This window comes from Streptomyces pacificus (genome assembly GCF_011766325.1).
Taxonomy (GTDB): Bacteria; Actinomycetota; Actinomycetes; order Streptomycetales; family Streptomycetaceae; genus Streptomyces; species Streptomyces pacificus.
The window spans coordinates 73,978-94,294 of the sequence record NZ_BLLG01000014.1 but is presented as its reverse complement, the minus strand read 5'-3'; the positions used below and the strand labels follow the sequence as shown (position 1 = coordinate 94,294).

The 20,317-nt window shown below is 73.4% G+C and carries 17 protein-coding genes and 1 riboswitch; of the genes, 7 read left to right on the top strand and 10 right to left on the bottom strand.

Translation table 11 applies throughout. The features are described 5' to 3' along the window. Positions 1–64: 64 nt before the first annotated feature. Entirely contained in the window at positions 65–982 is a 918-nt protein-coding gene (locus SCWH03_RS20910; RefSeq protein ID WP_173265823.1) for a carbohydrate kinase family protein, read from the top strand. Here SCWH03_RS20910 and SCWH03_RS20905 read toward each other — a convergent pair. Both SCWH03_RS20905 and SCWH03_RS20900 read right to left on the bottom strand, forming a co-directional pair. Further along, a complete protein-coding gene (locus tag SCWH03_RS20905) occupies positions 973–2,007 on the bottom strand; it encodes a DUF6745 domain-containing protein (RefSeq protein WP_173265822.1) in 1,035 nt (344 codons plus the stop codon). The two genes, SCWH03_RS20910 and SCWH03_RS20905, sit on opposite strands and share 10 nt — an antisense overlap. Before the next feature lie 150 nt (positions 2,008–2,157). Then, on the bottom strand, positions 2,158–2,484 hold the full coding sequence (locus tag SCWH03_RS20900) for a DUF8820 family protein (protein ID WP_173265821.1): 327 nt from the start codon (positions 2,482–2,484) through the stop codon (positions 2,158–2,160). Positions 2,485–2,929: 445 nt separating this feature from the next. On the opposite strand from SCWH03_RS20900, the gene SCWH03_RS20895 reads away from it, so the two are divergent. The 5 genes from SCWH03_RS20895 to SCWH03_RS20875 all read left to right on the top strand — a co-directional run bounded on the left by SCWH03_RS20895 (position 2,930) and on the right by SCWH03_RS20875 (position 8,282). Further along, entirely contained in the window at positions 2,930–3,883 is a 954-nt protein-coding gene (locus SCWH03_RS20895; RefSeq protein ID WP_173265820.1) for an STM4015 family protein, read from the top strand. Next, on the top strand, positions 3,880–5,046 hold the full coding sequence (locus tag SCWH03_RS20890; RefSeq protein ID WP_173265819.1) for an STM4014 family protein: 1,167 nt from the start codon (positions 3,880–3,882) through the stop codon (positions 5,044–5,046). The genes SCWH03_RS20895 and SCWH03_RS20890 overlap by 4 nt, the downstream gene beginning before the upstream one ends. A gap of 62 nt (positions 5,047–5,108) precedes the next feature. After that, positions 5,109–5,924: an STM4013/SEN3800 family hydrolase gene (locus SCWH03_RS20885; RefSeq protein ID WP_173265871.1), complete on the top strand. Its 816-nt coding sequence runs from the start codon at positions 5,109–5,111 to the stop codon at positions 5,922–5,924. Continuing rightward, a complete protein-coding gene (locus SCWH03_RS20880; RefSeq protein ID WP_254076911.1) occupies positions 5,921–7,264 on the top strand; it encodes an STM4012 family radical SAM protein in 1,344 nt (447 codons plus the stop codon). Before SCWH03_RS20885 ends, SCWH03_RS20880 begins: the two co-directional genes overlap by 4 nt. A gap of 7 nt (positions 7,265–7,271) precedes the next feature. Next, on the top strand, positions 7,272–8,282 hold the full coding sequence (locus SCWH03_RS20875) for an STM4011 family radical SAM protein (protein WP_254076910.1): 1,011 nt from the start codon (positions 7,272–7,274) through the stop codon (positions 8,280–8,282). Here the strand turns inward: SCWH03_RS20875 and SCWH03_RS20870 are convergent. Together SCWH03_RS20870 and SCWH03_RS20865 are read right to left on the bottom strand one after the other, a co-directional pair. Further along, positions 8,243–9,034: an SGNH/GDSL hydrolase family protein gene (locus SCWH03_RS20870; protein ID WP_173265818.1), complete on the bottom strand. Its 792-nt coding sequence runs from the start codon at positions 9,032–9,034 to the stop codon at positions 8,243–8,245. The two genes, SCWH03_RS20875 and SCWH03_RS20870, sit on opposite strands and share 40 nt — an antisense overlap. A 260-nt stretch (positions 9,035–9,294) precedes the next feature. Beyond that, on the bottom strand, positions 9,295–10,296 hold the full coding sequence (locus SCWH03_RS20865) for a M23 family metallopeptidase (protein WP_173265817.1): 1,002 nt from the start codon (positions 10,294–10,296) through the stop codon (positions 9,295–9,297). Between the two features lie 2 nt (positions 10,297–10,298). After that, positions 10,299–10,458: riboswitch (cyclic di-AMP (ydaO/yuaA leader) on the bottom strand. A 618-nt stretch (positions 10,459–11,076) separates the two neighbouring features. On the opposite strand from SCWH03_RS20865, the gene SCWH03_RS20860 reads away from it, so the two are divergent. Then, positions 11,077–11,892, top strand: a complete 816-nt coding sequence (locus tag SCWH03_RS20860) for a tyrosine-protein phosphatase (protein WP_173265816.1) — start codon at positions 11,077–11,079, stop codon at positions 11,890–11,892. Between the two features lie 392 nt (positions 11,893–12,284). Here SCWH03_RS20860 and SCWH03_RS20855 read toward each other — a convergent pair whose 3' ends face one another. From SCWH03_RS20855 to hpnE, 6 genes are all read right to left on the bottom strand, one after another. Continuing rightward, positions 12,285–13,670, bottom strand: coding sequence for an aspartate aminotransferase family protein (locus SCWH03_RS20855; protein ID WP_173265815.1), 1,386 nt, complete (start codon positions 13,668–13,670; stop codon positions 12,285–12,287). A 139-nt stretch (positions 13,671–13,809) separates the two neighbouring features. After that, positions 13,810–14,832, bottom strand: coding sequence for an adenosyl-hopene transferase HpnH (gene hpnH / locus SCWH03_RS20850; RefSeq protein ID WP_173265869.1), 1,023 nt, complete (start codon positions 14,830–14,832; stop codon positions 13,810–13,812). Between the two features lie 5 nt (positions 14,833–14,837). Next, positions 14,838–15,536 carry a phosphorylase family protein gene (locus SCWH03_RS20845; RefSeq protein ID WP_173265814.1) on the bottom strand — a complete coding sequence of 233 codons (699 nt, stop codon included), beginning with the start codon at positions 15,534–15,536 and terminating at the stop codon, positions 14,838–14,840. After that, positions 15,537–17,567, bottom strand: coding sequence for a squalene--hopene cyclase (gene shc / locus SCWH03_RS20840; RefSeq protein ID WP_173265813.1), 2,031 nt, complete (start codon positions 17,565–17,567; stop codon positions 15,537–15,539). Between the two features lie 137 nt (positions 17,568–17,704). Beyond that, positions 17,705–18,832 (bottom strand): polyprenyl synthetase family protein, encoded by a 1,128-nt coding sequence (locus tag SCWH03_RS20835; protein WP_254076909.1) that lies wholly within the window; start codon positions 18,830–18,832, stop codon positions 17,705–17,707. Next, the gene (gene hpnE / locus SCWH03_RS20830) at positions 18,829–20,280 is read right to left on the bottom strand and encodes a hydroxysqualene dehydroxylase HpnE (protein ID WP_173265811.1); all 1,452 of its coding nucleotides are present in this window, start codon (positions 20,278–20,280) and stop codon (positions 18,829–18,831) included. Before hpnE ends, SCWH03_RS20835 begins: the two co-directional genes overlap by 4 nt. Positions 20,281–20,317 lie beyond the last annotated feature (37 nt).

The following is a 20,317-nucleotide window of genomic DNA, read 5'->3' as shown; positions in this document are numbered from 1 at the left end:
CGACCGCGCGGCGCTGACACGGCAGAGTGCTTGGCGCACGGACAGGCACGCGGAGAGGAAGACCTTGTCGACACAGAGCACGGAGCAGTCCACCCTCGATGTACTCGTGGTCGGCGGAAGCGGGGTCGACACGGTGGTGCGGGTCGAATCCCTCCCGGTACCGCTGGCGGACTCCGTCGGGGTGCCGCCGATCCGTGAGTGGGTGGGCCACACCGGCGGCAACGTGGCACTGGGGTGCCGGGCACTCGGACTGGGTGTGACCTTCCTGGACTTCATCGGCGACGATCTGCCGGGCCGCCGGGTCCGGGAGCGGCTGGCGGACGGCGGCGTGGACTTCGCGTATCTCGTCTCCCCCACCGGAACGAGGCGTGCGGTGAACCTCGTCGACGGCACGGGCCGCAGGATGTCGTTCTACGACGCCCGCGACCCGGGCGATCTGCGGATGCCGCGCGGCTTCTACCTCGACCATCTGCGGCGGGCCCGCCACATCCACCTGTCGATCACGGACTTCGCCCGCTTCCTGTACGACGACATCGCGGAACTCGGGGTGCCCGTGTCGACCGATCTCCACGACTGGGACGGAGTGGAGGACCACCACCGGGACTTCGCCCTCCGCTCCGACGTGGTGTTCCTGAGCGCGGCCGGGGCCGGCGAGCGGATCGCGTCGGTGATGCGCGAGATCCTGCGCGAGGGCCGCGCCGAGGTGGTGGTCGCCACGGCCGGAGCGGGAGGCTCGTATCTGATGACCCGTGACGGTGGCCGCACCCCCCGCCCGATAGCGGCGACGGTGCCGCCCGCACCCGTGGTGGACTCCAACGGCGCGGGCGACGCGTACGTCTCCGGCTTCCTCTACGGCCGGCTGGCGGGCCGCAGGGTGGAGGACTGCGCCCGGCTGGGTGCGGTGGCCGGTGCCTACGCCTGCACGGGGCAGGGCGGTTCGGCAATGATCGGCCGGGAGGCACTGGCGTCCGCTCAGGTCTGACGCAGCGGGGCGTACGCCTCGGCGTCCAGTCCGAAGGTCCATGCGACTCCCTCCTTCGCGGTCCGGGTCGCGGGCGGCACCCTCAGCCAGTAGGTCTTGGACGTACCGTCGGGCTCGGGCGTGGAGTTGACCACTTCGACCATCGTCACGTCCTCGTCGCCGGCCAGCGGGATGCACCACAGGACGCCGGTCTCGTCCCGGTGCACGGGCCGTGCCCCCGACTCGGCCAGATAGCGGTCGTAGCCATAGAACTCCAGCATCACCCGGCGCAGTTCGGCGTTCTCCTCGGTGCGTATGCGCTCCGGGGTGAGGGACACCAGTCCGGACAGGAACTCGGCCGTCACGGCCATTCCGCGCCAGGCGTGGAGCGCGAAGCCGTCCGGGAACGCGAGCGCCGGGCCGTCACCGCGGTCGAGCCGGCCTGCCTCGTCGCGGTGCAGTTCCACGGGCCGCTCGCAGAGCACCACCACCTTCTCGAAGGGCCACCACCAGCCGGCGTGCCGGGCCACCCCGGCCAGGCCGGCGAGCCGGTCGCTGCGCCCGTCGAAAGCGGCGAGCCAGGCGGCGTCGTGCTGGCCCGGCACCGCGTCCAGCAGGACCATCCGCACCGCCTTCCGCTCGGCGTCCGCGGCGTCGGAGTCGTCTCCGGTACGGGCGGCGTCCGCCGCGAGGGCGTCGGCCACTCCCGTCCGTATCCGCTCCGCGAGCGCGTGCGTGCTGTCCCACAGCTGCGCCCCGGTCCTGCCCCAGAGTTCCGTCCAGCCCGCCGGCCCGAGGGCGTCGTGCACCCGTCGCCTCTCCCCGGCCCAGGGCACCGTCCTGACCTCGTCCCGCACCGAGCGGCCCGCGTCCCGGAGCGACCGCACCGCCGTCACGGCCGCCCTGGGCGATCCCACCCATACGAAGCGCCCGGGCTCCGCGAGCCCGGCCGTGCGATAGGCGAGCCTGACCGCGTCCTGCGCGGCCGCCCGGTCGGCCGGGCCCGTCGCCGCGGCCACTGCCCGCCACGTGTCCATGCGATGCATCCGAAGCCCCGTTCTCCCGAAACCTGTTCCCGCCCTGCGGAGCCCTGCGCCGCACCGTGCCCTGTGCCGCGCCGCGCCGCCCTTCCTCTCGTACTGCCGCGCCCGCCCGCCGGCCCTGCCGCAGGAGGGCCGGGAGGCCGCTGCCGGCGCTCAGTCCGCGACGATCCGCACCGCGCCCGGGAGGTACTCCCGCTGGCGCACCACCCGGTACCACCCCTTCGGCAGCGGTATCGGGGCGTGCTCCTCGTGCATCACCCGGCCGCCCTGGGGAAGGTGCAGAAGCATCGGCCCGGCGGGGCCCTCGTCGCGAAAGAGCCGCCCCGGTCCCGTCACCGCGTGGGCGTGCCCCGTGACCTCGCCGAGAGCGAGCACCAGCCGCCCGCGGCCGTCCCTCGGCTCTCCCTGCGCCTCCTCGGCACGGGCGGGGACGGCGTCCTCCACCACGGGCACGATCAGCACGTCTCCCTGCCGGTACATGGCTCTCCCCTGGACCGCCGGCACCTGGTGCGCCGGGCTGTGATCGACGCTAGGGGCAGGGTCTGACATCGGCCGGGGCACCGGCTCGGAAGCCGGGGACCCCCGGGCCGTCCGCTGGACCGCTGTCCGACCGGCGGCCGTTCCGGCCGGGTGGAGCCGCGCCGGGCCAAGGGCGGATCTACCGGCCCCGACGGGACCGGAGCACGACCGGCCGTGCGTGCGGAGCGCACCTCGGGCGCCGGGACGCAGCTGGGCGGCGGAAAGGCAGCCGCGCCGGGCCACCGGCGGATCGGAGCGGGAGGTCGCCGCCCCTGCCTGCCCGGCGCGATCGCGTGCGGCCGGCGGGAGGCGTCCGGCCGCCCCGGGACGGGCGGTGTCAGTGGCGCTTGGTAGAACTGCTCGCACATCAGCCGCTCATCGCCCGTCCGCTGTCTGGAGCATCGTCATGACCATCGGGAGCCATCTGCAGGCGCTGCACGGCCTGCCCGCGTTCGACTTCCCCGACGCCGACGCGATGGGCGGCGAGCTGCCGGACCCGGCGTCCGTCGCCTGGCGCATCACCGTCGAGGCGTACGAGAGCGACGAGGCGTGGGAGGACGCCTTCGCGCGCTTCGCCGCCGCCGTGGACCTCGCGAAGGTCCGGTCGCTGATCGTGGGCGCCTGGAGCGAGGTGTACGACAGCGGTCCCGACAAGGTGGTCTCCGCGCTGCTCGGCTCCCGCGACCGGCTGCCGGAGCTGCGGGCGCTGTTCGTCGGCGACATCACCTTCGAGGAGTGCGAGATCTCCTGGATCAACCAGGGCGATGTCACGCCGCTGCTCGACGGCTTCCCGGAACTCGAGGAGTTCGGGGTGCGGGGCGGCATGGGCCTGGCGTTCGGAGCAGCCCGGCACGACCGGCTGCGGAGCCTGGTCATCGAGAGCGGTGGCCTGCCGGCCGAGGTGGTGCGCGGCGTCGCCGCCTGCGAACTGCCGTCACTGGAGCGCCTCGACCTCTGGCTCGGTACCTCCGGCTACGGCGGAGACGCCGAACTCGCCGACCTGGGACCCTTCCTCGCCGGCACCAGGCTTCCCCGGCTGCGTCGCCTGGCCCTGCGCAACAGCGAGATCCAGGACGAGATCGCGGCGGCTCTTGCGGCGGCTCCCGTCGTCGCCCGGCTGGAGGTGCTGGACCTGTCGATGGGCACCCTGGGCGACCAGGGCGCGGCGGCGCTGCTCGACGGGCAGCCCCTCACCCACCTCAGGGAGCTCGATCTGCACCACCACTTCATCGACGCACAGCTGGCCGGGCGCATACGGCGCGCGCTGGAGCCCTCCGGAGTCACCGTCGATCTCGACGATGTGCAGGAGCCGTGGGACGACGACATGGACAGCGGCCGGTTCACGGCGGTGGCCGAGTGAGGCCGGGTGAGCCGCGGCGCTTCGCCGTGGTCGGTGTCCCGGGGAACCGCCGGGTCGCCTCCTTCCAGCGCGCCCTGCGCGCGGCGGGGCTGCCCGGGGCGCGCGTGGTGCCGTGGCTGGACGTCCTGCGCGGCCGGGCCCGCTTCACCGCCGGGGAGACCGTGCGGATCGACTCGCCCGGTGAGGACCCGGAGGTGGACCTGCTGCTGCGCGGGGTCGGGGACCCGGCCAGGGTCGAAGGCACCGGCCGCTGGTACGCCCGCTTCACGGCCGTCGTGCGGAGGGTGGCGGAATCCGTGCGGGCGGCCGGCGGCGACCTGCTCGACGATCCGGAGGAGATCGCCGTGCTGTTCGACAAAAGACTGTGCCACGAACGGCTCACGGAGGCCGGTGTGGCGGTGCCGCCGTCACCCACCGCAGGCGCCCGGGCGGCCGCGGTTCGCGGCTGGGACGATGTGCGGGCCGTGCTCGCCGAGCCGGGCTATCGCCGCGCGTTCGTCAAGCTCGCCCACGGTTCCTCGGCGTCCGGCGTCCTGGCCGTGGAGTCCGCGGGCGGCGGCCGCGTCCTGGCGGTGACCTCGGTGGAGCGGGCCCCGGACGGACGGCTGTTCAACTCGCTGAGGCTGCGCCGGTACACCGCCGAGCGGGAGGTCGCCGCCATCGTGGACGCCCTCGCGCCCGACGGTCTGCACATCGAGCGCTGGCTGCCGAAAGCCGACCAGCACGGGCGGGCCGCCGACCTGCGGGTGGTGGTCGTCGCGGGCCGGGCCACCCACGCCGTCGTACGCACCAGCCGCTCCCCGCTGACCAATCTCCATCTGGGCGGCCGGCGGGGGGACCTGGCCGAGGCCAGGTCCGCGGTGCGGGCCGCCGGCCGCAGCTGGCGCGACGATGTGCTCGGCCCGTGCGAGCGGGCCGCCGGTCACTTCCCCGGAACCTTGTGCGTCGGTGTCGACCTGCTGCCGGCCACCGGCTGGCGCCGGTTCGCCGTCGGCGAGGTCAACGCCTTCGGCGACCTGCTACCGGGGCTCACGGGACTGCCGGGCAGCGGCAGCGAGGGACTCGACACCTATGCGGCGCAGGTCGCCGCCGCCGTACGACCGCACGATGAGGAACCAGCATGCGCCAAGCCCCACCCGGCCGGACCGGTCCGGCCGGCATGACTCAGCCCTCCACGGTCCCGGCCGGGGCCCCGTGCCGGACCACAGGACCGCCGCAGGTGGACATGGGCAGGGTCGTCGGCAGGGACGACCTGCTGCTCGTCACCCTCGACACCCTGCGCTTCGACGTCGCCCAGGAACTGGCGGCCGCCGGCCGCATTCCGCATCTGGCAGGTCGTCTCCCGGGCGGCCGCTGGGAGCGGCGGCACGCCCCGGGCAGTTTCACCTGGGCCTCCCATCAGGCGATCTTCGCCGGCTTCCTGCCGACGCCCGCCGGGGCCGGTCCGCACCCGAGGCTGTTCGCCGCGCGGTTCGCGGGCAGTGAGACGACCGCCGACGGCACGTTCGTGTACGACACGCCGGACCTGGTCTCCGGGCTCGCCGCAGCCGGGTACCGGACGGTGTGCATCGGCGGTGTCGGTTTCTTCAACCGGCAGGGGCCGCTCGGCAGCGTGCTGCCGGGGTTGTTCCAGGAGAGCCACTGGGAGCCGGCGTTCGGGGTGGCCTCCCCCACCTCCTTCGAGTCGCAGGTCGACAGGGCGGCGGAGGTCGTCGCCGCGCTCCCCGCGGAGCAGCGCCTGTTCCTCTTCGTCAACGTCTCCGCCCTGCACCAGCCCAACTGGTTCCACCTCCCGGGGGCGACGCGGGAGGCGGGCGACTCGCGCGAGAGTCACGCAGCGGCGCTGGAGTACGTCGACCGGCACATGGGCCGCCTCTTCGCCGCGGCCGGCAGCCGCCGGCGCTGCTTCGCGATCGTCTGCTCCGACCACGGCACGGCGTACGGCGAGGACGGGTACACCGGTCACCGCCTGGGGCACGAGGTCGTGTGGACCGTGCCGTACGGGCAGTTCTTCCTGCCGGGTCCGGACGGTGCCCGGTGAGCGGCGCGGTGCGGGGGATCCGCCCGTACCGGAGCTATGTGTACGCCTACCCGCACAAGACGTCCTACCGTCCACTGCCGGAGCGGCCCGCGCTGGGCGAACTGTGGTCCGGTGAGCGGAAGGACGCACTCTCCCTCTACCTCCACATCCCGTTCTGCGAGATCCGCTGCGGCTTCTGCAACCTGTTCACCCGGATCGGCGCCCCGGACGAGCTGACGACGCGGTATCTCGACGCGCTGGAGCGGCAGGCCGCGGCCGTGCGGGAGGCGCTGGGCGACACCGAACCGGTCCGGTTCGCGGCCGCCGCGTTCGGCGGCGGCACGCCGACCTTCCTCACCGCCGGGGAACTGGAGCGGCTCTGCGACATCGCCGAGCGGCGGATGGGCGCCGATCTGCGCGGGGTGCCGCTGTCGGTGGAGACGTCCCCGGCCACCGCGACCGCCGACCGCCTCGCGGTGCTCGCCGAGCGCGGCACGACCCGGTTGAGCATCGGCGTGCAGAGCTTCGTGGACGACGAGGCGAGGGCCGCCGTCCGCCCGCAGCGGCGCGCGGACGTCGAGGCCGCGCTCGGCCGCATCCGGGACACCGGCGTGCCCGTCCTCAACATCGATCTGATCTACGGCATCGACGGGCAGACGGAGACGACCTGGCGGCGTTCCCTCGACGCGGCACTCGGCTGGCGTCCCGAAGAGCTGTATCTGTATCCCCTCTACGTACGGCCGCTGACGGGCCTCGGCCGGAAACCGCGCGGTGACGCGGACACCTCCTGGGACGAGCAGCGGCTGCGGCTCTACCGGCAGGGCCGCGACCACCTCCTGGCGCACGGCTACCAGCAGGTCTCGATGCGGATGTTCCGGCGCCGCGGCGCGCAGGACACGGCGCCGCGCGGCCCGGACGACCACGCCTGCCAGACCGACGGCATGATCGGCCTCGGTTGCGGGGCACGCTCGTACACCTCGGGGCTGCACTACTCCTTCGACTACGCCGTGGACATGCACCGGATACGCCAGATCATCGACGACTACACCCGGACGGTGGACTTCACCCGCGCCGAGGCAGGACGGCCGATCGACGGCGGCGAGGCGCGCCGCCGGCATCTGCTGCAGTCGCTGCTGCAGGCGCGGGGCATGGAGGTGGCCGACTACCGGGAGCGTTTCGGCAGCACTCCCGCCGAGGACTTCCCCGCCGAGTTGGCCGCGTTCGCCGGGCGCGGCTGGCTGGAGGAGAGCGGGGGCCTGCTGCGGCTCACCCCTGAAGGGCTGGCGCACTCGGACGCGCTGGGTCCCGAGCTGTTCTCGCCCGCCGTGCGGCAGGCCATGGCCACGTACGAACCGAAGTGAGGCGCCGATGGATCTGACCGTGCTCTACCGCGGGCCGCTGGCGTCGTGCGACTACGACTGCCCCTACTGCCCGTTCGCCAAGCGGCGGGACAGCCGCGACCGGCTGCGGGCCGACCGGGCGGCGCTGGAGCGGTTCACGGGCTGGGCGGCGGAGCACCGGGGTGAGGACCACCGGCTGTCGGTGCTGTTCACTCCGTGGGGCGAGGCACTGGTGCGCTCCTGGTACCGGCGGGCGCTGTGCGAGCTGTCCCGGTTGCCGCACATCCGCAGGGTCGCCGTCCAAACCAATCTGAGCTGCCGCACGGACTGGCTGGAGGACGCGGACCCGCGGCGGCTGGCGCTGTGGTGCACCTACCACCCAGGCCAGACGCCGTACGCCCGCTTCCTCGGCAAGTGCCGGGACCTGACCGCGCGCGGGGTCAGGTTCAGCGTCGGGATCGTCGGCCTCGAGGAGCACCTGGAGTCCGCCCGGCGGCTCCGGGCGGATCTGCCGGACCCGGTCTATCTGTGGGTCAACGCGGCAGAGGGGCGGCTGTACACGGACGAGGAGGCCGCCCGCTGGACGGCGCTGGATCCCCTGTTCCCGTACAGCCGGCGGCCCCACCGCTCGGCCGGGCTGCCCTGCCGCACGGGCGAGTCGGTCGTCTCGGTGGACGGCGACGGCACGGTGCGGCGCTGCCATTTCGTACGCTCCGAACTCGGGAATCTCTACGACGGTTCCTACCGTGCGGCGCTGCGGCCGCGGGCCTGCCCGCTCGCGGTGTGCGACTGCCATATCGGCTATGTCCATCTGGAGTCGCTGCCGCTGTACGACGTGTTCGCCGGCGGGGTCCTGGAGCGGATACCCGCCGGGTACCCGGACTCGGTGCCCGTCGGCGCGATCGCCCCGGGTGGGGCCGGCGGGGCGGTGACGATCCCGCACCCGGCCCCGGCCCCGCGACCGCCTGACCACCGGAGCCCGGGAGCAGGGCGCGGTGGTCAGAGCGGCAGCAGGTCAGGTCGCTTCGGCGCCACGTGATCGCCGGACGACTCGCCCCTGAGCCGACGTCCGATCCACGGCGCGAGGTGCTCGCGGGCCCACTGGATGTCGTCCCTGCGGACTTCCAGGCTGCCGCGCGGGGGCAGCGGGGGCCACGGCTGGTCGGGGTCCGCGGGCACGTCCAGACCGAGCACCTGTGCGGCGCGCAGCGCCACCCGGGTGTGTCCCTCGGGCGACAGGTGCAGCCGGTCGGCGTCCCAGGCCCGCCTGTCCTGCACCGACCGGAGGGACCACAGGTCGAGGACGGGGCAGTGGTACCGGTCGGCGATGGCTCGGACGTGCGCGGTGTAGGTGGCGATCCTGCCCCGCAGATGGCGCAGGACGGGTACCCGTCGGGTGTCGAACCCCGTCGTCACCATCACCGTGCCCACGGAGGCGGTCAGGTCGGCGACCGCCCGCTCGAAGCGTTCCGCGACGGCGTCGGGGTCGCTGCCCGGCCGGATGATGTCGTTACCGCCGGCGCAGAAGGTCACCAGGTCCGGAGCAAGCTCCCTGGCGCGCGGGACCTGCTCCTCCACGATCTGGTCGAGGAGCCTGCCGCGTACGGCGAGATTGGCGTAGCGGAAACCGTGCTCCGGTAGGCGGTCGCCCAGCAGGACCGCGAGACGGTCCGCCCATCCGACGAACCGTCCGTCGGGTCCGGGGTCTCCGACACCCTCGGTGAAGCTGTCACCGATCGCCGCGTACGACCCGAAGGGTTCCCTGGTTCTTGATCGCGATTCGTCTGCCACGTCGAGCCATCATTCACCGCGCGAAGTGGCCTACGCCACCGTAGGGAGAGGTTGACGGCACGTGACATGGACCACCGCGCCGACTTTCGGCCACTCTGGCCGAACAGGCCGAACAGGCCGAACAGGCCGAACAGGCCGAACAGGCCGAACAGGCATCGCCCGGCCTGCCTGCTTCCCGCCGGGGCGGTGGGAAGGCGTCCGCCGGCCCCCGCGCGGGAGCCGGCGGGCGGATGACGCCTGCGCGAGGTGCCCGCGCGGCGTCAGATGACGACCCCGTGGCGGCGCAGATAGGCCAGCGGGTCGATGTCCGATCCGTAACCGGGGCCGGTGCGGACCTCGAAGTGCAGGTGCGGACCGGTGGAGTTGCCGGTCGAGCCGGACAGGCCGATCTGCCGGCCGCCCGTGACGGCCTCTCCGGAGGAGACGGACAGCTGGGAGAGGTGGGCGTACTGCGAGTAGGTCCCGTCGTCGTGCTTGATGACGACCTCGTTGCCGTAGGCGCCGCTCCACCCCGCCGAGACGACCGCGCCGGGCCCGACGGCCTTCACGGAGGTGCCGGTCGGGGCGACGAAGTCCACCCCGGTGTGGTAGCCGCTGGACCACATGGCGCCGGCGGCCCGGTACGCGGTGCCGACGCCGCCGTTCACCGGGGCGACGTAGCCCGAGGGCGCGTTGCGGGCGACGGTTCCCGCTGCCGGCGCCTGGACGGGGGCCGCCGACGGGGCCGCCGCGGCGCGGGGAGTGCTGTCAGCGGAGGCCGCCTCCCGCTGCGCCGTCGGCTGGTTCCGGGCCTTCGCCGGGGTGCCGGCCGTGCGGTCGCTCTTCGCCTGCGGCTCGGGGGCGCTGCGGGCCTTCGACTCGCCGTGCAGGCTGAGCTCGAGGCCCGGGTGGATCAGCGACGGGTTGTCACCGACCGCGGCGCGGTTGTGGGCGTAGAGCCGCTGCCAGCCGCCCGCGACCTGCTGCTCGACCGCGATCTTGGAAAGGTGGTCGCCCGGCACGACGGTGTAGAGCCCGGCCGCCTTGCCGGTCCGCGGCGCCTGAGGGGAGGCGGCCCTCTGCGGGGCCGGGGCGGCATACCCGGCGGGCGCAGACTGCCCGGCGGACACGGACTGCCCGGTGGGCGCCGACTGCCCGGTGGCGTGCGCGCCCGCGGCGCCGGTGAACGGGATCGCGATGGCCGCTCCGCCCGTTCCGGCGGCGATCAGTCCGCGCCTGAACGGGCTGGCTTTCGGACGGCGGTGCTTCCCCTTGCCGGGCATGGCGCTTTCCTCTCCGCCGCCTGCGAGGTGAGCTGTCGGGTTCGGGCTGGAGCCGCCCGGCCGCACATGGGCACGGCTTCACCCCAAGCCGTCCGGGGTCACGGAACGGCGCGGTACCTGGGTCCCCCGCTCCTGCCGCATGTGTGTGGGTGGGTGCGATATTCCGGTCGGCGGCAGGACGAGGCGTTCCGGCCGGATTGCGGTGACGGTAAGGGAGCCGGGCAGAGGGAAACAAGCCGCCATTTCCCCGCCGAATCGATCTGCCGGATATCGGCAGACATTTCCTGGTCACACTGAGTGGATTCCGGATCGCCGACACCCTGAGGGGAAGGGGATTTGACCGACCCGGCCCCCACGGAACGTCACGGATATGATTCAGCTCACGGACTGATCGCCATACCCCATCCAATCGCCCCGAATTCCCAGAAGAACCCGAATCCGACATTTCACGGCTTGGGGATACATAACAGCGAATAGGGCGAATCTGCCCTTTTGGCCGGATGGCCGGATGGCCGGATGGCCGGAATCCCCTTCCCGCAGCGGACGTCCTGCCGCTCTCCAGTGCAGCGGACAGCGCATCCGGCACCGCAGCACGGGCGCCCCACCGCCCACGGCACTGCGAGCAGAGCACCGCCACCACCGCCCACGCACGCGGGGCGGAGCACCCCTCGTCGGGATCCCCGCAGAGCACGAGATAACTGCCTGCGAAACCGGTGTCGTAATGTCAGCACCGCGCCATCGTCGGCGAGCAGCGCCGACCGCAGACACGGAGGAGCCCCCGTGACGCAGCAGCTGCCCCAGACCCCGTCGGCCGAACCCGAACTGTCCGGCGTGCGCAACTTCCGGGACGTGGGCGGACTGCCGACCGTGGACGGACGGCGCGTTCGGTACGGACGGCTGTTCCGCAGCGGCCATCTCGCACACGCGACGGACACCGACGCGGCCTTCCTCTCCTCACTCGGGCTCCACACGATCTTCGACTTCCGCAATGCCGCCGACCAGCGGCTGGAGGGGCCGGACGTCGAGCTCTCGGGAGTGCGCAACGTCAACATCCCGCTGTCGGACCCGGCCGACGGCGCCGAGTTCTGGCGCATGGTGCGCGACGGGGACCTCGATCAGCTCACGTCGATCCTCGCCGACGGCCAGGCGGCCGGGCGCATGATCGCCTCCTACCGCATGATCGTCACTGAGCGCACCGCCGAGCACAGCCGCGTCCTGCACGCGCTGGCCGAGGACAGCACGCCGGCGCTGATGCACTGTGCGGCGGGCAAGGACCGGGCCGGCCTGTCCATCGCGGTCTCGCTGCTGGCCGTGGGCGTCGAGCGGGACGCCATCGAGGCGGACTACCTCAAGTCCAACGACCCCCAACGGCGCTACCGGGTACGCCGCAGCGACAGCTCACCGGCCGGGATGTCGCCCGAGGTGATGGAGCTGCTCAACCCGCTGTTCGACGCCCGTGCCGAGTACCTGGCCGCGGCGTTCGAGACCATGGAGGAGGTCTGGGGCGGCACCGAGCGCTATCTGGAGGAAGGTCTCGGCCTGACGCCCGCGCTGCGGGAACGGCTGCGGGAAAGGCTCCTCGACGGCACCGCCTGACCACGGCCGACCGCCGGCCCCGGACCGGAGCTGCCCGCGCCGGGGGTCACCGCTCAGCCCGAGGGCCCTTCCGGGCCCGGATGCCTGGAAGTGGGCCGGCGGGAGACGGCCACGGCCGGACCCGGACCGGCCCCTCGCCCGACCGCACACCCTCGTGCCTGCCTGCCTGCCTGCCCGCCCGCCCGCCTGCCCCAGGTACCGACGCCCGGGAATCGACGCGCGCGGGCCCGACGCCTCGGGCACACCGCACCTCGTCCCGGCGCGGCGGGCCGGGCCGGGCCGGGGCGCGGGGACCGCCTCCCGGTCCTCCGCCGTACCGGCCCGCGGTGACCGGACCTCGGCGCCCGCGGGGCGCTCCCCGCCCGGCCCCGCCCTGCGCTGCCGAGCCCTGCTCAGTGACCGGCCATCGCCTGCTTCACGAGGTTCTTCCCGAAGTCCCACAGCAGCCCGCTGCCTCCGTGCGCCTCTTCCATGACGGCGGTGAAGGCCCCGACGAACCGGTCGACCTCCCGCTCTCCGATGGTGAGCGGCGGAATCAGCTTGATCACTTCGAGCCGGTCGCCCGAGACCTGGGTGAGGATGCGGTGGCGCTGCAGCAGCGGCACGACCACCATCTGGGCGAACAGCCCCTTGCGCGCCGCCTGCAGCATCGACCAGCGGCCGCGCAGCTTCAGCGAGGACGGTCTGCCGAACTCGATCCCGATCATCAGCCCGCGTCCGCGGACCTCGTGGAGCAGCTCGTAGCGGTCCACGAGCGCGGCGAGCCGGGCCCTCAGCAGGTCCCCGGTGGCCCTGGCGTTCGCCACGATCTGCTCGTCCTCGATCACCGAGAGCACGGCGAGGCCCGCGGCCATGGCCTGGGCGTTGGAGCCGAAACTCGCCGAGTGCACCAGCACCCGGTCCATCGAGGAGTAGACCTTTCTGAAGATCCATTCCCTGCCCAGGGTCGCGCCGACCGGCACATAGCCGCCGGAGAGGGCCTTGGCGACACAGACCAGGTCCGGCTCGGCGCCGTCCTCGTGCTGGTAGGCGTAGAAGTCGCCGGTTCTGCCGAGGCCGGTCTGCACCTCGTCGGCGATCAGCAGTGCCCCGTGCCTGCGCAGCAGTTCCCGCGCCGCGGGAAGGAACCCCGGCGGGGTCTCGTGCACGCCCTTGCCCTGGATCGGCTCCACGACGAAGCCGGCCACGTCGCCGCGTGCCAGCTCCCGTTCCAGCGCCGCCAGATCGCCCAGCCCTACCGCGGTGTCGGGGAGGAGCGGGGCGAAGCCGTCCCGGAAGCCCGCCTCGCCGTTGACCGAGAGCGACCCGGCCGTCAGCCCGTGGAAGGCATGGCCGCAGTAGAGGATCCTGGGCCGGCCGGTCGCGCAGCGGGCGAACTTCAGGGCCGTCTCGACCGCCTCCGTGCCGCTGTTGCAGAAGAACACGCGGTCCAGGTGGGGGCTGTGGGCCAGCAGCCTCTCGGCGAGAAGCCCGGGCAGCGGCGGGCAGTCGAAGCGGGTCAGGTCGGCGAGGGGGGTGTCGAGGACGTCGTGGAGCGCCTTGCGGACGACGGGGTGGTGCCGGCCGAGGCCCATGACGCCGAATCCGGAGAGCATGTCGAGGTAGTCGCGGCCTTCCTCGTCCCAGAAGTAGGCGCCCTCCGCCCGCTGGTACACCCGGTCGAAGCCGATGGTCCGCAGCATCCGCGGCAGTTGGTGGTTGAGATGCCGGGCGTGGAGTTCGTACCGCTCCCTCCCTCGTTCCTCCAGGAGTTTCGCGAGGTCGAAGCCGTTGCTCATCCGCCGCTCTCCTGGAACGCCGCGGGGCGCCCCGGCCGGGCGGTCCCGGCGGGCGCCGGGGAACCGGCGCGCTCCGGGACCTGCCCGGTTCGCCGTGCTCCGGCCGGAGCGGCGGGCGTCCGCGGTCCGGCGGCCGGTCTCAACTCCCGCTCCCCGTCACGGTCTCCCGCGCCGCGCGCAGCGACTCCTTCAGGGAGCCCATGGTGGCCAGGACGGCGGTCGGTTCGTACCCGCAGTGCGCCATGCAGTTCGCGCAGCGCGGGTCCTTGCCCCGGCCGTAGCTGTTCCAGTCGGTCTCCTCGACGAGTTCCCGGTACGTGGACACGTACCCGTCGCTCATCAGATAGCAGGGGCGCTGCCAGCCGAACAGCGAGTAGTTCGGGATCGCCCAGGCCGTGCAGGGGAAGTCGACCTTGCCCTCGAGGAAGTCCAGGAAGAGCGGTGAGTGGTTGAGCCGCCAGCGCCGCCGGTTGCCGTCGGCGAACGCCTTCCTGAACAGCTCCCGGGTCTGCTCCACGCCGAGGAAGTGCTCCTGGTCCGGCGCCTTCTCGTAGGCGTATGCCGGGGAGATCATCATCTCGTCGACCCTGAGGTCGTCATTGAGGTAGTTCAGCACCTCGACGACCGTCTGCGGAGTGTCGGTGTTGAAGAACGTGGAGTTGGTGGTCACCCGGAAGCCCCGCTCCTTGGCCTCCCTGATCGCCGCCACCGCCTCGTCGAAGACGCCCTCCTGGGCGACCGACTCGTCGTGCCGCTCGCGCAGTCCGTCGATGTGGACGGCGAAGGCGAAGTAGCGCGAGGGGGTGAACCGGTCCATCTTCTTGCGCAGCAGCAAGGCGTTGGTGCAGAGGAAGACGTACTTCCGCCGGGCCACCAGCTGTGTGACGATCTCGTCGATCTGAGGGTGCATCAGCGGTTCGCCGCCCGCGATCGACACCATCGGGGCACCGGACTCCAGAACCGCGCCCACCGCCTGGGCGACCGGCATGCGCTGTCTGAGGACCCCGGCCGGGTGCTGGATCTTGCCGCAGCCCTCGCACTTCAGATTGCAGGCGTACAACGGCTCCAGCTCCACGATCAGCGGGAACTTCTCACGCCTGCGGAGCTTCTGTTCGAAGAGATAGGTCCCGACCCTGATGGTCTGGCGGAGCGGCATGGCCATCTGGCTCACCTCCTGGGGAGCGGCAAAGAACGGCGCCATTCGTAGAAAGCTGGCATGAGGGCACGAAGAACACGGAACGCTGATATTCCACCGCGTACCGTACCGATACGGACCAGCTCATGCTCGGGAGCGTCCACGACCACCCGGACGGCGGCAACCGGGCGCACCCCGGCCCTCAGGGCGCCGTGGAGCGTCGCGGCGGACTCCATGTCCACCGCGATCGCGCCGGTCGCCGCCAGCTCAGCCCGCTCCTGCCCGCGCACCACGTGATCGGAGGCGGTGAGCGGGCCGGTGTGCACGGTCCGATCCGGCACCGCCCTGGCCAGGGCCTCCGCCAGCGTCTCCGGGGCGGTGCAGGGCGTGACGCCGCGGGGGCCGCGGGTCTCGTCGGCGACCACCACATCACCGGGGTGCATCCCAGGGGCGAGCCCCGCGCAGAAGCCGGCGGCGACGACGCCGGCCGGCGGGGGCTCCCCGGCGCGGCGGCCGGGGCCCTCTGCGGCGTCGCCCAGCGCCCGGGCGAGCGCACGTTCCGCGTTCCTCGGCCCCATTCCGGTGCGCAGTACGGTGACCGAGCCCGGTGCACCGCCGCGGGCCCCCGCGCGCAGGGCGAGCCGTTCGATGCCGAGTGCGCAGGCGATCAGCAGCGGCCCGGCGGGGTCACCGGCGGGGTCACCGGCGGGCGGCGTACCGGGGGCCGTCATTCATTCACCGTTCCGGCCTGCGGGCAGTTGTCCGTGCACATAGCGGCCGAGGGCCATCAGCGGGAACACCTGCCGGTAGATGTGGTAGTTGATGGAGAAGTCCCAGGGGAACCCGGTCCCGGTGAAGTACGGCTCGTCCCAGGAGCCGTCCTCGCGCTGTGCGGCGGTGAGGAACGCGACGCCCCGCGCGACCGCCCCACCGTCCCGCTCCCCGGCGGCCAGCAGCGCCAGCAGTGCCCAGCCGGTCTGCGAGGGGGTGGAGACGCCGCGGCCGATCCACGACTCCTCGCGGTACGAACGCAGGTCCTCGCCCCATCCGCCGTCGTCGTTCTGGACGGATACCAGCCAGTCGACGGCCCTGCGGATCGCGGGATGCGACACCGGCACCCCGGCCGCGGTGAGCGCCGGGACGACCGCGCCCGTGCCGTAGAGGTGGTTGACCCCCCACCGGCCGAACCAGGCCCCGCTCGGCCGCTGTTCGCTCAGCAGCCACTCGACCGCCCGGCGGGTCCGCGGGTGGTGGGCCCGGCCCTCCCGGGCCAGCATCTCCACGACGTGCGCGGTGACGTCGGCGGACGGGGGGTCGACGACCTCGCCGAAGTCGCAGAACGGAAGCCGGTTCGGAAAGGTCCCGGTGTTGTCGGCGTCGAAGGCCCCCCAGGCGCCGCACTTCGACTGCATCCCCAGCGTCCAGTTGCCGGCCAGGGCGACGGCCTCCTCGACACGGGCCGGGTCCGGGTGCCTGACCCGGCGCAGGGCCAGGACGACCTCCGCCGTGTCGTCGATGTCGGGGTAGTTGTCGTTGTGGAACTCGAACGCCCAGCCGCCCGGGGCCAGACGGGGCCTGCGCACGGCCCAGTCCCCGGGCCGGGTGATCTGCTCTCCCAGCATCCAGTCGGCCGCCCTGACCAGCGCCGGATGATCACCGGGCACTCCGGCGTCGGAGAGCGCGAGCACGGTGAGGCAGGTGTCCCACACGGGCGACTGGCAGGCCTCGACCATCCTCGCCGGGCCCTCCCGGCGGTCACCCGGCCCGGCGGTCCCCTCACGCCAGACGGCGAACCGGTCCAGCGACTCCAGTCCGGCGCGCATCACCGGGTGGTCGAGGTCGTAGCCGAGCAGGCTCAGGGCGATCAGCGAGTAGACGGCGGGCGGCTGGATACCGCCCCAGCAGCCGTCGTTCTCCTGCCGCTCGATGATCCAGCGGGCGGCCCTGTTCATCGCCGCGCGGCGCAGCGGGCGCGGAGCCACCCTGCGGTAGCCGTGCAGCAGCCGGTCCAGGTGCTGGAAGACCCCGTCCCATCCGGTCGCGGGAGACGGCGGCCGGGGCGGGTTGGGGCGGTGGCGGTCGGTGTGCAGCTCGTCCAGGGCGAACGGCGCGGGGCGTACGGGCCGCTCGGCGGAGACGACAGTGAGCGGCACGATGGTCTGGCGCGCCCAGCAGCCGAAGTCGTAGATGTTGAGCGGGAACCAGGAGGGGAGGTAGATCAGCTCGGGCGGCAGCTCTGGCAGGTCCTCCCACCGCCACCAGCCGAAGAGCGCCAGCCAGATGCGGGTGAAGACGCGGCTCGCCGCGATGCCGCCCCGCGCCCGGATCCATGCGGCGGCGCGTTCCATATGGAGCTCGTCCGGCCGGTCGCCGGCGAGGCGCAGGGCGACGTACGCCTCGACGGTGGTGGAGAGTTCGCCGGGTCCGCCGTAGAAGGTGGCCCAGGTGCCGTCCTCGCGCTGCTCGCCGCGGATGAAGACGGCCGCCGCTGCGGTGGTCTTCGGATCGTGCACGCCCAGGAACTGGCGGAGCAGCAGATCCTCCGCGTCCATGGTGACGTTGGTCTCGAGGTCGCCCTTCCACCAGCCCCGCGGGTCCTGCCTGCCGAGCAGGTGCTCGACGGAGCGCTGCGCCGTCAGCAGGGCGGTGGTGCACAGGCCCGCGGAGTCCCCCGGAGCCGGACGGTGATCGGTGATGCGGTCGCTGGCCGCGGGCGGGTGGGGCGCGAGGGCCCCGCCGCTTCCGTCGGTCGTCGCTGTCATGGCTTCCCCTTCGTGCAGTCGGACATGCTGCTTCGGGTCTGCCGTCGGCCGGTGCCGAGAGGGCACCGGCCGGCGACCGCGCACTCATATGCGGTGGATCGCGGTCGTCTCGGCCGGTGCCGTCCGGGGGAAGGCGGTCATCTCTTGCGTACGACGACGAAGTCGGCGAGGGCGACGAGCTGGGCGCGGATGCGCTCGGGCATGTCCACCCGGTCCAGCGCCGCCACGGCGACGGCGTGCTGCCTGCGGGCCTCCTGCGCTGTCCACTCGCGGCCGCCCGCCTCCTCGATGAGGGCCGCCCGGGCGGCGAACTCCTCCTCGGAGAAGCCGTCGGCGTCGCCGGCGGCCGAAGACCGCCCGTCTGGGTCCGCCTTGGCGTCGGCGGCGAGCAGTTCACCGAGCCGCCGCGACGCCGGCCCGCCCGCGGCGAGCGCGGCGACGACGGGCAGGGACTTCTTGCGCTGACGCAGATCGCTCCAGGTCTGCTTGCCGGTGGCCTCCGGGTCCCCCCAGATGCCGAGCAGGTCGTCCACGGCCTGGAAGGCGAGCCCCAGGTGGTGGCCGTACGCCTCCAGGGTGTCGGCGGTGCGGTCGTCGGCGCCGCCGAGCACCGCGCCGATGGAGACGGCGCAGGCGAGCAGGGCGCCCGTCTTGTTGCCCTCCATCTCCAGGCACTCCTCGACGGTGACCCGCTCCCGGTGTTCGTAGGAGATGTCCTGGGCCTGGCCGTCGATGAGCTTGCGGGTGGCCCTGGTGAGCCGGCGGGTGGCGCGGCCGGCCTCCACGGTGCCGAGTTCCAGCAGGATCTCGTTGGCGAGCGCGAAGAGCGCGTCGCCGACGAGGATGGCCTGCGCCGGCCCGTGCACCTTCCACACCGTGTCGCGGTGGCGGCGCTGCTCGTCACCGTCCATCAGGTCGTCGTGGAGCAGCGAGAAGTTGTGCACCAGTTCGACGGCGACGGCACCGGGGACGCCGACCTCGGGCGCCGCGCCGGCCGCCTCGGCGGACAGCAGCGCCAGCGCGGGGCGTACCGCCTTGCCGCCGTCGCCGTCCGCGGGACGGCCGCGGGCGTCGATCCAGCCGAAGTGGTAGGCGGCGACGGTGTCCATGGGGGGTGCGAGCCGGTCCACGGCAGCGCGCAGCACCGGGGTGGACATCGTCCGCCCACGCTCCAGCAGCGCGGCGACGGCCGCGGTGTCGACAGCCGGGTTCGCCGAAGGCGCAGTCGGCACTTTCTCTCCTCTGGTTCCGGACGTGGGTCTCATGCCACCTCCTCGAGCGGATGGTCATGGCGGCGGCCGAGGGCTGCGAGGGCGGCACCGGCGGCGTTCAGTCCGCTGCGCACGGCGCCCTCCATGGTCGCGGGCCAGCCGGTGGCGGTCCACGACCCGGCCAGCAGCAGCCCGGGGGCGTTGGTGCGGGTCCCGGGCCGGAGCCTGCCGACTCCGGGGGCGGGGGCGAACGTCGCCGTGCGCTCCCTGGTGACGAAGAAGTCCCGCACCTTCGCGGTGCGCGCGGCGGGCAGCAGGCGCCGGAGTTCGGGGAGGTAGCGCTCGCCCAGTACGGAGACGGGGGTGTCGATCTCGTCCTCGGCGGCGGACTGGGACAGCGCCAGGTACTGTCCGGCCGCGCGCCCGGGGGTCCCGCCGCCGGGGGTCCCGCCGCCGGGGGTCCCGGCGGCGTCGCCGGCGGCGAGGCCGGAGGCTCCGGTGCGGTCGAAGACCCACTGGACGGGGCTGCCGAGCGCGGCGAAGAAGGGGCGGCGCAGCACCGGACGGTCGTACACCACGTGCACGTTGAGGATCGGCGCGGTCCCGATGCCGAGCAGCCGGTCCGGGTCGTCCAGGGCGCCCTCGGGGAGCAGTGCGTGGGCCTCCCGCTGCGGTACGGCGAGGACGACGGCGTCCGCGGCCAGCGGCCCGCAGCCCGCGGTGACGCTCCAGCGCCCGTCGTCCGTGCGGGTGATCCCCGTCGCACGGGTGCGCAGTTCGGTACGCACGCCGGCGGTGTCGAGGGCCTTGCGGGCCAGCGTGTCGTGCAGCTCGCCGAGGGGGACTTGGGCCCAGCCGATGTCTGCGGCGCCGGGGGCGGAGAGCAGGCCGGTCCTGAAGACCATCGCGGCCAGGGCCATGGAGGCGTTCGGCGCGGTCGCGTTGAGGGTGGCGACGCCGACGAGGTCCCAGAGGGCCTCGACGGCACGCGGGGACTGGCCGTGCCGGTGCAGCCAGGTGGCGAAGTCGACGCCGTCCAGCGCCGGGTCGGCGGGGTCGAGGTTCTTCAGCGCGAGCGCCGCGCGTCCGACGGCGGCGCGCTCGGCGAGTGAGAGATGGGGGTAGCCGGCCAGGCTGGCGGCCAGGTGGAGGGGGACGGGCAGGGCGGTGCGGCGCAGCCGTCCCAGGCGGGGGCCCCGGGGGTGGGCCGCGTCCAGGACGGGTACGTCCAGGCGCGGCTGGAGCGGAGCGAGGCGGGCGCCGCCGACGCGGTCGAGGAACCAGCGGTAGGCGGTGCAGCAACGCAGGTAGACATGCTGGCCGTTGTCGACCGTCAGCTCGCCGCGCCGGAAGGAGAAGACCAGCCCGCCGAGCCGGGGCCGGTTCTCCAGCAGGGTGACCCGCAGACCCGCGTCCGCCAGGCGGAGCGCGGCCGTCATACCGGCGAGCCCGCCGCCGACGACGACCGCGCGCCGCTCGGAGGTGCCGTCCCGGTACGTCATGCGTCCTCCCCGGCTGTTCCAGGGCCGCCCGGGCGTG

Bases quoted from the DNA above. Each gene is read 5' to 3' on its own strand.
- SCWH03_RS20875 (WP_254076910.1), top strand. From the start codon at position 7,272: ATGGATCTGACCGTGCTCTACCGCGGGCCGCTGGCGTCGTGCGACTAC.
- SCWH03_RS20865 (WP_173265817.1), bottom strand. From the start codon at position 10,296: ATGCCCGGCAAGGGGAAGCACCGCCGTCCGAAAGCCAGCCCGTTCAGG.
- SCWH03_RS20895 (WP_173265820.1), top strand. From the start codon at position 2,930: ATGACCATCGGGAGCCATCTGCAGGCGCTGCACGGCCTGCCCGCGTTC.
- SCWH03_RS20845 (WP_173265814.1), bottom strand. From the start codon at position 15,536: ATGACGGCCCCCGGTACGCCGCCCGCCGGTGACCCCGCCGGTGACCCC.
- SCWH03_RS20900 (WP_173265821.1), bottom strand. From the start codon at position 2,484: ATGTACCGGCAGGGAGACGTGCTGATCGTGCCCGTGGTGGAGGACGCC.
- SCWH03_RS20835 (WP_254076909.1), bottom strand. From the start codon at position 18,832: ATGAGACCCACGTCCGGAACCAGAGGAGAGAAAGTGCCGACTGCGCCT.
- hpnE (WP_173265811.1), bottom strand. From the start codon at position 20,280: ATGACGTACCGGGACGGCACCTCCGAGCGGCGCGCGGTCGTCGTCGGC.
- SCWH03_RS20855 (WP_173265815.1), bottom strand. From the start codon at position 13,670: ATGAGCAACGGCTTCGACCTCGCGAAACTCCTGGAGGAACGAGGGAGG.
- hpnH (WP_173265869.1), bottom strand. From the start codon at position 14,832: ATGGCCATGCCGCTCCGCCAGACCATCAGGGTCGGGACCTATCTCTTC.
- SCWH03_RS20905 (WP_173265822.1), bottom strand. From the start codon at position 2,007: ATGCATCGCATGGACACGTGGCGGGCAGTGGCCGCGGCGACGGGCCCG.
- SCWH03_RS20885 (WP_173265871.1), top strand. From the start codon at position 5,109: ATGGGCAGGGTCGTCGGCAGGGACGACCTGCTGCTCGTCACCCTCGAC.
- shc (WP_173265813.1), bottom strand. From the start codon at position 17,567: ATGACAGCGACGACCGACGGAAGCGGCGGGGCCCTCGCGCCCCACCCG.